This window comes from Vibrio sp. DW001 (assembly GCF_029016285.1).
Lineage (GTDB): Bacteria > Pseudomonadota > Gammaproteobacteria > Enterobacterales > Vibrionaceae > Vibrio.
Window position 1 is genome coordinate 2,285,681 of sequence record NZ_CP091975.1, and the last position, 15,757, is coordinate 2,301,437.

Genomic DNA, 15,757 nt, shown 5'->3' on the forward strand with positions numbered 1-15,757 from the left:
AACGACTACACAAGGTAATTATTATGTCTTTAATGCCACAATCCAATCTTTTAATCGAGCATTCGTTTATCAGTTCAGCGCTAAACAAAAAGGTGGACTCTTGCCTAAGCCCACATGGTATCAGCTTCACCGAGTACACCATTATGTACCACCTACACAGTGCTGAAGGGATGGCCATGAGCAGAATTCACTTGGCAAACAACATTGGTTTGACCGCGTCTGGCATCACTCGTTTATTGGCGCCAATGGAAAAGATTCACATTGTGGTAAAAGAGAGCAACCCAAGGGATGCACGACAAAGTTTGGTCCGCCTATCTGCGACTGGCGAACAGCTATTCCAAGACGCCTCCGTCGCGGTTGAACACACTGCTCAGTCTGCATTCTCTCTGTTTTCTAAGAAAGAGCTGCAACTGCTCAGCGAACTGAACAATAAAATAAAGTGAATATCGCTAAAACTCGTTCACTTTAAAACGGCGTTGGTAAGGTAAATCTATTATGAATAAAAGTAGCATGCATATTATATTTGGCCCTATTGGAGCCGGTAAAAGCACCTTCGCTCAACAGTTAGCGAAGCAACATAACGCCATGATTTTTTCCATAGACGAATGGTTTAAAACGCTTTATTTCGATGACATGAACGGCATGCCAGACCTTAGTTGGACATTTGAGCGCGTTGCAAGGTGTGAACATCAAATATGGTCGGTCGCTAAGCAGTCGATAGGTTTAGGACATAATGTAATTTTTGACCTAGGACTACTAAAAATAGCCGACCGAGAAAGAATCAACACCCTGTGCGAAGAGATGAATGTTGAAAAACATTTTTATTTCTTAACGACCGATCTCGCCACACGCCAATCTCGAGTGACAAAGCGAAATACAGAAACCGGTGGTACCTTCAGTTTCTCGGTATCTCCAAAAATGTTTGAGGTAGCAAACGGCATGTTTGAAGAACCAAATGATGCGGAGTTGATCTATACAAGGGTCGTTGATACCAACGTTCCAAGAACGTCACCATAATAAAGTCCGTATTATCTCATGCCGCACGCTGCTATAAAACGCAAGTAAAGTGATCGATTGCTTGAAATCACTCGTAGTGATATCTAGTGAATACGCGTCTTTGGGAAGTACTATGGTCAACAACATTGCAGTTATCGGTAGTTCAGGAGCCATTGGAAGTGCGCTCGTGCAGCAGTTATCTGGTTTGCACCCGAATGCAGTTATCCACGCTTTCTCTCGGCATCACTCAGCAGAACAGACGGATAATCTACGGTGTCATTCTATCGATTACGAAAGTGAAGGTTCCATTCAACAGGCCGCTCTGTTGGCATCAAAAGACGGTCCCCTTGATATGGTCATTGTTGCGACGGGCATTTTGCATGACGGCGAACTAAAACCGGAGAAGTGCCTTACGGACCTATCGGAACACAACTTCCAGCGCCTATTTCAAGTGAACACCATTCAGCCCGCACTTGCCGCCAAGTATTTCTTACCCAAACTGAATCGTAAACATCGCACGATTTTTGCGGTCCTTTCGGCGCGTGTTGGTAGCATCTCTGATAATCGCCTTGGTGGGTGGTATGCCTATCGGGCGTCTAAGGCCGCACTTAATATGCTTATCAAAAGCGCCTCAATAGAGATAGGTAGAAGCAACAAACAAGCGATCGTTGTTACCCTGCATCCCGGAACGGTAAATAGCCATTTGTCCGAACCATTTAGGCATAACATACCAGAGGACAAACTATTCACGCCTGCTTTCTCGGCCTCGTCATTGCTCAACGTCGTCGCAAACCTAGCCCCAACCGACAGCGGGAAATGCTTCGCGTGGGATGGCGAGGAAATTGAACCCTAGTCATCGTAGCAATCCACTTTTACCAGACTCAAGCATCATCGCCCACACCAATTACTTAAATAAGCGTTTCAGCAAGGTCGTAAAATCATGGTTGGCTTGATCTTCTTGAGCGTGCCTGAAATCACTAATCACCGGTTTGCCCGCCACATAAACATGGCGAATAAGGTTCTCGTTACACGCAAATATCCAGCGATTAATGATGTCTTCACTTTTACTGGCGGCGATAAAAGGATGTTGATGGTCAAGCACCATAAAGTCGGCCCGATGACCCACAGCCAATCCCAGTTTTACATTCGACGCCTGATTACCACCTTGTTGTGCTTGCTGAAAGAGAAAATCGCCAACATGATTTTGCTGCGGGTTATACAGCCTATTACGTTGCTGGTCTCGTAAACGTTGGCCATATTCTAATGTGCGTAATTCATCGGCTACCGATAAACTCACATGGCTATCTGAACCTATCCCCCAACGCCCTTTCTCGCGCATAAATTCAACCGCAGGAAATAATCCATCTCCTAGATTCGCTTCCGTCGTAGGGCATAGCCCCACAACCGCGCGATGCTGGGCAATCGACAACATCTCACCATTGCTTAGGTGTGTGGCGTGCACCAAACACCATCTTTCATCTAGGCCAATTTCGTTCGCTAACCACTGCACGGGGCGTTGACCGCTCCAGCCTAAACAGTCTTGTACTTCTTTTTGTTGCTCTGCAATGTGGATATGTATCGGCATGTTATCCGGTGTTTCTGCCAATACATCGTGGATTTGATCCTGTGTTATCGCTCGTAAAGAGTGAAAGCAAACACCAATTTGGTGTAGGTCATGGTCTGCCACTATCTTTTGGCAACCTTGATGAATAGACAGATATTGATCGGTCGTGTTGATAAATCGCGCCTGCCCTACACTGACCGATTGCCCACCAAAGCCTGAATGGCTGTAGAGTACTGGTAATAAGGTTAATCCTAACCCAGCGGTATTGGCCGATTGAATAAGCTGCTGCGCCATTTCTTCTTTTTGGCTATAAGGTTGGCCTGTGTGCTGATGATGCAGATAGTTAAACTCTGCCACCTGACTGTAGCCCGCCTTTAATAGGTCGATATACAGCTGGGTCGCGATAATACCAACATCATCCGGTGTCAGTTTTTGCACCATCTTATACATCAGGTCACGCCAGCTCCAAAAGCTGTCGTTTGGATTTAGACTCACCTCTGCCATTCCGGCCATCGCACGTTGAAAGGCGTGGGAATGAAGGTTCGCCATGGTGGGCAACGTGGGTCCGGTTAACCGAATCGCCTCATCGGCTTTCGTATCTTGGGTGATAGCCTGTATCACGCCATCAAGCACCTCAATACGAACGTTGTTTGCCCACCCTTCCGCTAGGAAAGCTTGCTCTGCAAAATATACTTGGCTTGTCATGAGGACCCTTTTGATTATCGTCTTGATGAAATTCAGTGTATCAGAATCAATCTTGTCTATACAAGTTGTGTAATTTGCTATACAAAACCTGTTATGCATCCAAAATAGTGGTTATAATTCCATTTAATCAAACGATAACCACCGCTATTCTTCAATACGCACAGGTCAAACAAGGCACAACTATGGTCGAAACCACCAGCAGCATGATGTACAGCCTATCGGAATCGATCGAGGATTCTCCAGCGCCTATCTATGCCAGAGTAAAGCAAGCCATCTGTGCGAAAATTGATAGCGGAGAGTGGAAAACCGATCAACGAGTACCATCAGAATCTGAGATGGTAAAGGCCTTGGGTGTTAGCCGCATGACGGTAAATCGAGCCTTGCGAGAACTGACTGGCGAAGGGATATTGGCACGTCAACAAGGCGTCGGAACCTTCGTTGCGAAGAATATTCCAAAGAAAAAAGCGCATTCTGGTCTGTTTGAAGTCCACAACATTGCCGAAGAAATCGCGGCACGAGGCCACCAACACAAAGCTGAATTAATAGAGCTGACGCAGTCTAAAGCTAGCATGGAAGAGGCGATGAACCTTGGAGTTCGGACCAACCACCCTATTTTTCGTGCTCGAATCTTGCACCTAGAAGACGAGTCACCGATTCAGATCGAAGAGCGTGTCGTCAACGCCATCCTCGCACCCGACTACGATAAGCAAGAATTTCAACATAACGCCACGTATGACTACCTAATGAAGGTGGCCCCCATGACTGAAGGCGAACACCTTGTAGAAGCGGTAATAGCGACACCCGAAGAGTGTCAGCTATTGCAGATAGACATAAGCGAACCCTGTTTGCAGATCAAACGTCGAACCTGGTCTAACGATCAACTGGTCACAACAGCCCGGCTTTTATCCCCCGGTTCTCGCTTTCAATTATTCGGTCATTTTGGGCAGTAAACTCGTTTAATAAACAGTCCTCTTCGTCAGTTCTGTCAGTTTTCGTCATCACTGCCAGTACCCGTCATTTCTATAACTCTTCGTCATTCCTGCCACCCTTCGTCATCCCTACCACCCTTCGTCATCCCTACCACCCTTCGTCATCCCTGCCACCCTTCGTCATTCCTGCCACCCTTCGTCATCCCTGCCACCCTTCGTCATCCCTACCACCCTTCGTCATCACTGCCACCCTTCGTCATCCCTGCCACCCTTCGTCATCCCTGCCACCCTTCGTCATTCCTGCCACCCTTCGTCATCCCTACCACCCTTCGTCATCCCTACCACCCTTCGTCATCACTGCCACCCTTCGTCATCCCTGCCACCCTTCGTCATCCCTACCACCCTTCGTCATCCCTACCACCCTTCGTCATCCCTGCCACCCTTCGTCATCCCTGCCACCCTTCGTCATTCCTGCCACCCTTCGTCATCCCTACCACCCTTCGTCATCCCTACCACCCTTCGTCATCCCTGCCACCCTTCGTCATCCCCATGAAAATGGGGATCTAGTATCACCAAGATTCCCATTTTCACGGGAATGACGAAGTATTTAGCATTAACCGAACAACATTAGGTTTTCACGGGTGTGACGAAAAGGCATTATTGGTGGACGATAGTGGCAATAAACAATGGTTTGTTTACGCCTAACGTTCACCCGCCTTGCTTTTTTTGATCAAAACTCGCTACCTTTGCCTAAAAAACTTGCACTCCTTGGGATTTACTTTTATTGTTTATAGTAACTTGTATATACATGTAGCATCATCTTGTCATTCCTAAATTGGACTTACTCATGATTGCAGCAAAAAAACGAAACAATAGATGTAATGGAGACGTGCTTGATGTTTGAATTGACAATAAATCCTGGAAAAATCACCTTGCCAGAGTTACGCGAGATTAGCCGTAATTCAATAAAATTATCGCTGGATCAAAACGCGATTGAAGGGATTCACGCCAGCACGCAGATCGTAAACGACGTGATTAAAGAGAACCGCACGGTTTACGGCATCAATACCGGTTTTGGCTTACTCGCGAATACTCGAATAGCGGAAGAAGATCTCGACACCTTGCAACGCAGCATTGTTTTATCTCATGCGGCGGGCATTGGTAAGTTAATGAACGATGCAACGGTCAAAATGGTGATGGTGCTTAAGGTAAATAGCTTGGCGCGCGGTTTTTCTGGTCTCCGTTTGTCAGTTATCGAGGCACTTATCACGCTGATTAACAAAGAAGTGTATCCTTGTATCCCACAAAAAGGATCGGTCGGTGCTTCTGGCGATTTAGCACCTTTAGCGCACATGAGCGCCGTATTACTGGGCGAAGGTCAGGCGCGCTATAAAGGTGAAATCATTTCAGGGCAAGCCGCCTTGGCTATTGCGGGTTTAGAACCCATAACATTAGCACCGAAAGAGGGTTTAGCACTGCTGAATGGCACCCAAGCCTCTACCGCGTTTGCTCTTGAAGGTCTGTTCCATGCTGAAGACCTTTTTGCATCCGCCGTCGTGTGTGGTTCATTGTCGGTTGAAGCGGCACTCGGTAGCCGCCGTCCTTTTGATGACCGTATCCATCAAGTCCGTGGGCACCAAACCCAGATTGATGTCGCCGAGGCCTATCGTCACCTACTCACAGAAAGCAGCGACTTAAGCGAATCACATGTCGATTGCGAAAAGGTTCAAGACCCCTACTCGCTGCGCTGTCAGCCACAGGTAATGGGCGCCTGCTTAGATCAGATACGTAATTCTGCAAAGACTCTCTTAGTTGAAGCCAACGCGGTATCAGATAATCCGTTGGTCTTTGCCGCAGAAGGTGACATCCTTTCCGGTGGTAACTTCCATGCCGAGCCTGTCGCGTTTGCGGCAGATAACCTCGCGCTTGCGATTGCTGAAATTGGCAGCTTATCCGAACGTCGCATGGCCTTACTCATCGATAGCAACCTTAGTAAATTACCGCCGTTCCTTGTCAATAATGGCGGTGTTAACTCTGGCTTTATGATTGCACAGGTTACTGCCGCCGCCTTGGCGAGTGAAAATAAAACCTTCGCGCATCCAGCCTCTGTGGATAGCCTACCAACCTCGGCAAACCAAGAAGATCATGTCTCTATGGCAACCTTCGCCGCACGCCGTTTGAAGGACATGTCCGAAAACACACGGGGTATTCTGGCGGTAGAGATACTCTCTGCGGTTCAAGGTTTGGATTTTCGTGCCCCGCTCAAATCAACAGAACGGCTTGAACAAGTGAGAGCGGAGCTTCGCGCTCGTGTGCCGTTTTATGACAAAGACCGTTATTTTGCTGCTGATATTGAAAAAGCCAATGACCTGCTGATACAAGCGGTCCACAACGACCTTATGCCTGCTGGTTTATTACCAAGTAGCTAATGCCCGAGGTGACTATGAACAACACGCTTACATTTGATTCAATCTGGCATGGGTTTCATGTCGCCACCATGGTTGATGGCCAATATCAGGTCATCGAAAACGCCGCCATGGGGGTAACAAACCAATGTATTAGCTGGATCGGAAAACAGGCAGAGCTGCCCGCCTATCAAGCCCAGTCCAAGCATGATCTTGGTGGCGGTTGGGTGACGCCGGGGCTCATCGATTGCCACACCCACTTGGTTTTTGGTGGCAACCGTGCCAATGAGTTTGAACAAAGGTTAAATGGCGTCAGCTACAAAACCCTGTCTGAAAACGGAGGCGGTATTGCTTCTTCAGTCCGATCAACCCGCGAAGAGAGCCATCAACAGTTGTTCGATTCTGCAAAACGCCGACTGCTCGCGCTGATGAAAGACGGCGTGACCACATTAGAGATTAAATCCGGCTATGGTTTGTCCCTAGAGCATGAAAGTAAGATGCTACAGGTTGCTCGGTCATTGGGCGCTGAACACGCCGTAGATATCAGAACCACCTGCTTAGCCGCCCATGCTCTGCCACCAGAATATATCGATCGCCCAGATGACTATATTGACTACCTGTGCGATGAACTATTACCAGAGATACACAAACTGGGGCTTGCCGACGCTATCGATGCGTTTTGTGAAGGGATAGGGTTTAGCCCGGCTCAGGTCGAGCGTTACTTTTCTACCGCGCAGGCGCTTGGCATGCCCGTTAAGCTTCACGCAGAGCAACTCTCTTCTCTCGGAGGCGCATCGTTAGCGGCTCGCTATCAAGCGCTTTCCGCCGACCATTTAGAATACATCACCGAGCAAGACGTGATCGCGATGGCAGAACATGGCACCGTCGCCGTGTTGCTACCCGGTGCTTTTTTCACGCTAAAAGAGACGCAAAGACCCCCTATCGACTTGCTGCGTCGATACCAAGTTCCCATTGCCATTGCTACGGATGCCAACCCCGGCACGTCACCCGTCCTATCACTGCGACTGATGATGAATATGGCCTGCACCCTTTTTGACCTAACCCCTGAAGAAGCATTGGCCGGAACCACCGTTCACGCGGCTAAAGCGCTTGGTTTATCCAGCACCCATGGCGAACTCGGGATAGGGAAAGTGGCCGATTTTATCTGTTGGGACGTTGAGAGCCCCGGCGAACTCAGTTATTGGCTTGGTGGCAATCTGGTTAAAACCCGCGTCAAATCCGGAGAGGCATGTCATGTCTAGAATCGAAAATCCTTATCACTTTGTTCAAGGCGACAGCCCTATTTTGGTGAGTATCCCTCATGCCGGCCTATTCCTGTTACCAGAGATGAGCAAGGTACTGAGTGAAGAAGCGAAACCGCTACCGGATACCGACTGGTACGTGACCGAACTGTATGATTTTTTGTCCGACCTCAATGTCAGTGTTATCAGCGCTAACTATTCGCGTTATGTGATCGATTTGAATCGTCCGGTCGATGACAAGCCTTTATACAGCAGTAAAACAACGGGACTTTTTCCAGAAATTTCATTCTCTGCTCAGCCCGTATTTATAGACGATAGTCAGCATAGCGAGTCGAGAAAAGAACAGATAAAAACCGAGGTATGGCAGCCCTATCATCAAAAAATCGCTTCTGAATTGGCCCGTATTAAGGCCAAGTTTGGTTATGCCATCTTATTTGATGCCCACAGTATCGCAGCAGAAGTGCCGATGTTGTTTGATGGCCGATTGCCCGACTTTAACTTTGGTACCAATGCTGGCGATGCCTGCTCAGACCATTTGTTAGCAAGCGTCAATAACGTCGTTGCGGCTAGCAGCTATAGCCATGTCTGCAATGGTCGCTTTAAGGGCGGGCATATCACCCGCTTTTTCGGCCAACCAGACAAGGATATTCACGCTATACAACTGGAGCTATCTCAAGCGACCTATCTACAAGATAGTATCGAAGGCTACCTGATGGATAGTGCAAAGAAGCAACAAATCAGCCCACTTTTAAAGCAGATGATTGCGACGTTATTAAAGGCAGGGGCACAATTGTATTCCCGAAAGAAAGAGAACAGAAACGAGGCTAATGATGAGTGAAATGAGTTTTCAGGCAATGGTTTTAGAGGGTATCCCTAAGATTCTTCCACCAAAAAAAGAGAGGGATGAAAGCCTAAGCCATCCCCCGAAAAGAAAAGACATTCTGACGAAAAGTGAGAAAAAACTGGCCGTCAAAAATGCGCTCAGATATTTTGAAGCTCAACATCATGCCGTACTCGCTGAAGAGTTTTACCAAGAGCTAGAAACCTTTGGCCGAATCTATATGTATCGATTTATGCCTTCTTACGTGATCTCCGCCAGATCGATTGATGAGTTTCCGCACCGATGTAAACAAGCGGCCGCGATTATGCTCATGCTGAGCAACAACCTTGATAACGCGATAGCACAACACCCGGAAGAGCTGATTACTTATGGTGGAAATGGGTCCGTGTTCTCAAACTGGATCCAGTATCGACTGACGATGAAATATCTCGCCGAGATGACCGACGAGCAAACATTGGTTTTATATTCTGGTCATCCTATGGGGCTGTTTCCTTCCCATAAAGACGCACCAAGAGTCGTGGTCACAAACGGCATGATGGTGCCGAACTATTCCAAACCCGATGACTGGGAAAAATTTAATGCTTTAGGGGTAACCCAATATGGGCAGATGACAGCCGGCTCGTTTATGTACATCGGTCCACAAGGTATCGTGCATGGCACGACGATTACCGTTTTGAACGCGGCCCGAATGATAAAAGACCGTGACCAATCCAAGCTTCCTATCTTTGTGACCTCTGGCTTAGGTGGAATGAGCGGCGCGCAACCAAAAGCGGCGGTTATCGCCAAAACCATAGGTATCGTGGCGGAAGTGAACCCGAAAGCAGCGTATAAAAGGTTGGAACAAGGTTGGGTTGACGAAGTGCATGAAGAGATGGACAAGATGATCGCTAGAGTGAAGCACGCGGTGGAAGAAAAAACACCGGTCTCTTTGGCCTATCTTGGTAATATCGTCGACCTTTGGGAGCGGTTCGTTATCGAAGATATTACCATCGATCTTGGCTCTGATCAGACATCGCTACATAACCCTTGGGCCGGTGGCTATTATCCAGTTGGGTATAGCTTTGAACAGTCCAATGAAATGATGGCGAGCAGGCCCGAGGAATTCAAGAAGGCCGTACAGGTTTCACTGAAAAGGCACGTCGATGCGATCAATAAGCTGACAGACAAAGGGATGTATTTCTTTGATTACGGTAACGCATTCCTACTTGAATCCGGCCGAGCAGGTGCCGATATCATGAACGAGAACGGAACCTTTAGGTATCCTTCATATGTTCAGGACATCATGGGCCCTCTCTGTTTTGACTATGGTTTTGGGCCTTTTAGATGGGTCTGTTCTTCTTCCGATCCAAAAGACCTCGATATAACGGACAAGATTGCCGGTGATGTGCTTGAAGCGATGTACAACGAAGCGCCCTCAGAGATCAAACAACAGATAGCCGATAACCTACTTTGGATCAGGGAGGCGAAACAGAACAAGCTCGTTGTTGGCTCACAGGCACGTATCTTATACGCAGATGCCGAAGGCCGAATGAAGATTGCAGAGGCGTTTAATGATGCCGTCAAGCAAGGGATAATCTCGGCTCCCGTCATTATTGGGCGCGATCATCACGATGTATCCGGTACTGATTCGCCTTATAGAGAAACGTCGAACATCTATGACGGCTCACAATTTACCGCGGACATGGCGATTCACAACGTGATTGGTGATTCATTCCGTGGCGCAACCTGGGTAAGTATCCACAACGGCGGCGGTGTTGGCTGGGGCGAAGTAACCAATGGTGGCTTTGGTATGATGCTTGACGGGTCAGCAGATTGCGACCGAAGAGTAAAGTCGATGCTCCACTGGGATGTAAATAACGGTATATCACGAAGAAGCTGGGCGAGAAACGATGGCGCTATTTTTGCGATTAAAAGAGCAATGGCCGCCGAGCCTAGGTTAACCGTAACGATCCCAACGGTTGCCGATGATTCCTTACTCGATAGCGTCATAAAATAAGGTTTCTTGGCCACTTGTGAAAACCCTTATCATTCCCGTCCTTCCGCTATTCCAGTGGGAACGGGAACTTGAGGGTTTTACCTTTTTAGGTAATCCCAAATCCCTCGTTATTTCCATGAAAATGGGAGTCTTGATGATATCAGCTACCCTCTTTTTGTTGGGGGGCATAGGTGTTGGTATTATTAAACGAAGGGTATGGAAAACTCGGTTTGGTCGCAAAGAGAATTGATTGAGCCTTAATTAAAGGCTATCAGCATTTTTTCAATAAACAGATATCCTATCCCTTGTAACAACTGAGTCTCACTAAGTTCACCAAATCGAATACTGGATTTCTGCTCTTTAACTGAAATGACGTTCCCTTCAAATGGATTATAGTGCGCCTGATCTTTAATAACACTTAACCAGTGATCTCCTAGCCTGCAGGCTTCACCATAAATAACGATATCATTGACACTCATCGTCACTAAGAAATTGTAAATACTGATACCCAATGTACTCGCGGCCTTGTTACAGAATCGACATACCAATGGGTCATTTTGCAAATATAGTTGGGCACATTGCTCAAATTCAAATTCATCGAGATAATACTGCTCATAGAAAAGTCGATTTTTAGTCTGCTTTCGAATGTCCGCTAACATCGCTTTTGTCGATGCCACCGTTTCGAGGCAACCGTATCGACCGCAGCCACACTTTTTTCCATCTTGGTCGATGATTGAGTGGCCTATCTGCCCGCTTCCGTATAGCACACCTCTAAATATCTGATCATCAATTAGAAATGAAGAACCGATACCGTAGTCGACATTAATAACGCAAAAGTCACGAGCATGATCAGGGTTTATCCATTTTTCAGCAAGTGCGAGCATCACACAGTCGTTATCCACGGTAACGTCTGTATCCAGTTGCTCTTCTAGGATGTATTTAAAATCAATGGGTGTATTCCATGGCGCTTGGGGCATAAACATAGAAGTGCCAGCATGGATATCAACTTGTCCATGCAAAGAGAGGGCAATCTTGAGTTTTCCTACATTCGCTTCTTTTACACAACGTCGATAAACGTCAATAACGGACTGGACTAATTCTTCTGGAACCGCTGGCGAAACATCCCTTTCACAACGGTCTAGGATAAGCTCCATTTTGCCATTCACAACCAACGCCGAAATGGTTGTGGGCGTTACATGTAGGCAAATAATTGGGCTCGATTTATGCGATATTTGATACACCCCACTCGAGTTGCCTCTTCCGGTATGTTTGGTTTGAACGTGTTCTACCCAACCCTTCTCCTCAAGAAAAAGAAGGATCTTGCTGATCGCAGGAATACTGAGCTCTAATAAATGAGATAGGCGAGACTTACTTAACTGTTTATATTGAAAAAGGAGTCTAATAATCAGCTTCGAATTGAAAATCCTGACCGACTGATTGTTCATGCCTTTGAGCATTATAGACTCCCTCTTAATATTGAATAAAGCTACCCTTTTTCCGCTAACCGCTGACGATACTGGTCTGCACCAACCGCAAGAAGTAGGATACCACCCCGGACTAGATACTGGTAAAAGGAATCGATATTAAGTAGGTTCAGAGCATTCTCTACCGTACCCATAATCAACACCCCGACAGCAACGCCAATAATACTCGCCTTACCACCATTTAATGATACGCCACCGAGCACACAGGCTGAAATGACACTGAGTTCGAAGCCTAACGATGCATTCGGTTGTCCACTGGTGATACGGGAAGCCAGTATGACCCCTGCAATAGCGCATATTGCACCCTGCAGAGCGAAATTGGTGATTCTCACTTTATCGACATCGACACCCGCCAGTTTTGCAGCGTCGGCATTACCACCAACCGCCAAAGCATTTCGTCCATAAGCTGTATTCTTAAGCAAGAAGCCAAACACGACAAAACAGAGAATGGTAATCACAATTGGGGTCGGCATCCCTAAGATAGTCGACTGTCCTAACATGAAGAAGTCCATGTTTACTACACCGACAGCATTACCTCCCGAAATAATATAGGCACCGCCTCGTACAATTTCCATCATAGCCAAGGTGGCAATAAGCGCATTTACGCGTACTTTAGTAACAAAAATTCCGTTCATAAGACCAATAAAAATACCGGCTATCAATGCCCCAATAATACCCAATACAAAGCTGTCTGTTGCATTGACAATTAATGCCGCAAGCACGCCGTAGAAAGCCACTTGAGATCCCACCGACAAATCAAAGTCTTTCGATGCGAGGCAGAACATCATCGTACAAGCTACCATTCCTATCTGTGATATTGAAAGGCCAAGCCCCACCATATTTCTTAGCGAAAAGAAATAAGGGACAAATATCGCTAACGAAATAAATAACAATATATAGACAACAATGATGTTGAAATTTTCACTGCTACGAATCAACGACCATGTTGTGGCACTTCTACTCATGGGTAGTTCTATTTCAGTGGTCTTATTAACATCTGTGGTGCTATTAACAGTCGTCATATTGTCATCTCCTGTTCTGGGAAAGCTTTAGAAAGAATGCTCTCTTCTTGATATTCTTCACGCGTAAATTGAGCCGATATTTGATTTTCCCGCATGACATACAAACGGTCGGTGATGCCCATTACTTCAGGTAGTTCACTCGAAATTACGATAATTGAGATCCCCTTATTCGCTAGCTCATACAAGACGTTATAGATTTGATTTTTGGCAGAAACGTCAATGCCCCGAGTGGGCTCATCCACAATAAGTACATTCATACGAGGTTCAGATAACCAACGAGCTAGAATTACTTTTTGTTGATTTCCCCCAGAAAGGAATTGGATCTCTTTTTCAAGGGAAGGGGTTTTAATATCTAGCCGATCGACGAAGTGTTTGGCTTGCTCCATCTCCTTGCCTAGATTTAATATCCCACCAAGCTTCCAGAAGTTACGACGGCTACTGATGGTAATATTTTCCCAAACCGATCGAAAAGTAATATTTCCTTCTTTTTTTCGGTCCTCCGAGCAATACAAAATACCATTTTCAATAGCCCGTTTAGGTGTCAACGTCGGAAGTGTTTTGTTATCTAAAGAGGCATCGATATGCTGACTGGATAACGCACCAATAATGGATTTCATCAACTCGGTTCGACCAGAACCAACCAGCCCGAAAAAACCAAGAATTTCACTGTTTCGTACTGAAAATTGAACGTTGTTAGGGAACAACTTACTTTGAATACTATTGAGAGAAAAGCAGGTCTCACCAAGGTCACGGGGAGAATAGGCATACATATCGCCAAGGTTTCGACCTATCATTTTTTCTATAATTGTCTGGCGGTCAATCTGGGTTAAATCATCATATGAAATAACATGTTGTCCATCTTTCATCACAGTACATGAGCTACAAAGGTCAAATATTTCCGCCATTCGGTGAGAAATATAAATCAGTATTTTTCCCTGTTCTTGTAGCTGACGAACCACTCTAAAAAGCACCTCTGTTTCTGCGGCTGAGAGGCTACTTGTTGGTTCATCTAAAGCAATGATATTGGCATTCAATATCATTGCTTTAGCAATCTCAACCATCTGTTGTTGACCCATTGAAAGCTTGCTGACTTTATCGGTCGGTAAGAAGCTCAGGCCAAGTTTCTTCAACTGAACGTCGGCAAGTTGGTTCATTTTTTTCCAGTCGATTTTTCCTTTATTTGTCGGGAGTCGACCTAAAAATATATTTTCTGCTACTGTCTGTTCAGGAACCAATTGGAGCTCTTGGTGAATAATCGCGATGCCATTTTTTATCGCTTCACTAGGTGATCGGAAATGAACCGGTTTACCGTTAACGACAACCTGACCGGAACTTGCTGGATGAATGCCGCCAAGCACTTTCATTAAGGTGCTTTTGCCTGCACCGTTAGCACCTATAAGACCGTGAATCTCTCCATGGCCAATAGAAAAGCTGATAGAGTCGAGTGCTTTAACGCCGGGGAAGTTTTTAGATACATCGCGAAATTCGAGTTGATTCTTCATTCGTATAATCCTTGGTGTGTTCGGGGTTACTCACCCCGAATTATCACAATTATAGACCTAACTCTTTACGCACTTCTTCGAAGTTATCTCGTGTAGCCAGATAACCAGAGGTATACACAAGCTTTTCAGGTTCAACACCATTGGCTACCCAGTTATACATATTGAGAGACGTTTGATATCCGTGAGCTTTAGCACTCAAAATAATTGTGCCGTGAAAACCCGTGGCAACCGGCTTACGAAATTCGTTGATCGCTTCTTCCGTACCATTGATACCCAGTCCAATAATATTGTCCGACGAAATACCATTACCCTCTAATGCCCGCACGCCACCAATAACCACTTGATCGTTCATTCCATACACTATCCATTTTTTAAACTCACCTTTTTGCGTAATAAGGCTGTTAGCTGAATTAAACGCTTGCTCGGTGTTATCCAATCGATGAGGGGCTTCAAAAATATTTGCAGCTGGATAGTTGTTTTCGTTCAATACGTCCGTTGCACCTTTCGTGCGCTCATAGGCCGTTGGTAGCTGTTTGTAAGTTAAGGCCATAACAGCAACCTCGTTTTTGTCCCAGCCACGTGAATCAATTTCAGCTAGTAGTGCATCACCCACTTCTCGTCCAATGCTATAAGCAGAAATCCCCATATGAACGACGTCTTCAATCGGATTGCCATTACCATCAATCAGGCGATCATCGACAGACATAAGTTTGAGACCGTTTCGTTTCGCGGCAGCCACAACAGCTGGACCTAGTTTTACGTTTGGTACGCAAACAATGACACCATCTGCTTGTTGTGTGCCAAGGTTATCCAACGCTGACATCAGTTTTTGCCCATCTTGCGCACCAATTTTAATCAGTTCAAAACCTTTTTCTTTTGCCGCTATTTCAGCAAACTTCCATTCATCTTGGAACCAGCCTGCTTCTGGTTGTTTTACAATAAAACCGATCTTCTTCTTCGCTTCTGCGGCGACACCCAAAGAAATAGAACAAAGGGATGTTGTAAGCAATACCGTTCCGATGTTTTTGTAGAGGTTTTTCATAATGTTCCCTATTTTGTTAGACCAATGCGT

The 15,757-nt window shown here is 46.1% G+C and carries 13 protein-coding genes; 8 read left to right on the forward strand and 5 right to left on the reverse strand.

The annotated features are described in order from the left end of the window. Window positions 1-23 precede the first annotated feature (23 nt). The 3 genes from L3V77_RS10355 to L3V77_RS10365 all read left to right on the forward strand — a co-directional run bounded on the left by L3V77_RS10355 (window position 24) and on the right by L3V77_RS10365 (window position 1,849). Window positions 24-443 (forward strand): MarR family transcriptional regulator, encoded by a 420-nt coding sequence (locus L3V77_RS10355; protein ID WP_275134082.1) that lies wholly within the window; start codon window positions 24-26, stop codon window positions 441-443. A 52-nt stretch (window positions 444-495) separates the two neighbouring features. Further along, complete coding sequence (locus L3V77_RS10360; protein WP_275134083.1) at window positions 496-1,017, forward strand: ATP-binding protein; 522 nt, start codon at window positions 496-498, stop codon at window positions 1,015-1,017. 112 nt (window positions 1,018-1,129) lie between these two features. Further along, window positions 1,130-1,849, forward strand: a complete 720-nt coding sequence (locus L3V77_RS10365) for an SDR family NAD(P)-dependent oxidoreductase (RefSeq protein WP_275134084.1) — start codon at window positions 1,130-1,132, stop codon at window positions 1,847-1,849. Window positions 1,850-1,900: 51 nt separating this feature from the next. Here the strand turns inward: L3V77_RS10365 and L3V77_RS10370 are convergent, their stop codons facing one another. Then, complete coding sequence (locus L3V77_RS10370) at window positions 1,901-3,265, reverse strand: formimidoylglutamate deiminase (RefSeq protein ID WP_275134085.1); 1,365 nt, start codon at window positions 3,263-3,265, stop codon at window positions 1,901-1,903. 182 nt (window positions 3,266-3,447) lie between these two features. Here L3V77_RS10370 and hutC point away from each other — a divergent pair, with 182 nt between their 5' ends. The 5 genes from hutC (at window position 3,448) to L3V77_RS10395 (ending at window position 10,698) form a co-directional block, all read left to right on the forward strand. Next, window positions 3,448-4,215, forward strand: a complete 768-nt coding sequence (gene hutC, locus L3V77_RS10375) for a histidine utilization repressor (protein ID WP_275134086.1) — start codon at window positions 3,448-3,450, stop codon at window positions 4,213-4,215. 875 nt (window positions 4,216-5,090) lie between these two features. Next, window positions 5,091-6,623 (forward strand): histidine ammonia-lyase, encoded by a 1,533-nt coding sequence (gene hutH, locus L3V77_RS10380; protein ID WP_275134087.1) that lies wholly within the window; start codon window positions 5,091-5,093, stop codon window positions 6,621-6,623. 14 nt (window positions 6,624-6,637) lie between these two features. Further along, a complete protein-coding gene (gene hutI / locus L3V77_RS10385; RefSeq protein WP_275134088.1) occupies window positions 6,638-7,861 on the forward strand; it encodes an imidazolonepropionase in 1,224 nt (407 codons plus the stop codon). Further along, window positions 7,854-8,699 (forward strand): N-formylglutamate deformylase, encoded by an 846-nt coding sequence (gene hutG / locus L3V77_RS10390; RefSeq protein WP_275134089.1) that lies wholly within the window; start codon window positions 7,854-7,856, stop codon window positions 8,697-8,699. The genes hutI and hutG overlap by 8 nt, the downstream gene beginning before the upstream one ends. After that, window positions 8,689-10,698 (forward strand): urocanate hydratase, encoded by a 2,010-nt coding sequence (locus L3V77_RS10395; protein WP_275134090.1) that lies wholly within the window; start codon window positions 8,689-8,691, stop codon window positions 10,696-10,698. Before hutG ends, L3V77_RS10395 begins: the two co-directional genes overlap by 11 nt. 236 nt (window positions 10,699-10,934) lie before the next feature. Here L3V77_RS10395 and L3V77_RS10400 read toward each other — a convergent pair whose 3' ends face one another. The 4 genes from L3V77_RS10400 to L3V77_RS10415 are packed head-to-tail and all read right to left on the reverse strand — an operon-like array spanning window position 10,935 to window position 15,727. Then, on the reverse strand, window positions 10,935-12,134 hold the full coding sequence (locus L3V77_RS10400) for an ROK family transcriptional regulator (RefSeq protein WP_275134091.1): 1,200 nt from the start codon (window positions 12,132-12,134) through the stop codon (window positions 10,935-10,937). A gap of 29 nt (window positions 12,135-12,163) precedes the next feature. Next, the gene (gene araH, locus L3V77_RS10405) at window positions 12,164-13,183 is read right to left on the reverse strand and encodes an L-arabinose ABC transporter permease AraH (protein ID WP_275134092.1); all 1,020 of its coding nucleotides are present in this window, start codon (window positions 13,181-13,183) and stop codon (window positions 12,164-12,166) included. Beyond that, window positions 13,180-14,685, reverse strand: a complete 1,506-nt coding sequence (locus tag L3V77_RS10410) for an ATP-binding cassette domain-containing protein (RefSeq protein ID WP_275134093.1) — start codon at window positions 14,683-14,685, stop codon at window positions 13,180-13,182. Before L3V77_RS10410 ends, araH begins: the two co-directional genes overlap by 4 nt. Window positions 14,686-14,734: 49 nt before the next feature. Beyond that, window positions 14,735-15,727, reverse strand: coding sequence for an arabinose ABC transporter substrate-binding protein (locus L3V77_RS10415; protein WP_275134094.1), 993 nt, complete (start codon window positions 15,725-15,727; stop codon window positions 14,735-14,737). Window positions 15,728-15,757: the final 30 nt, after the last annotated feature.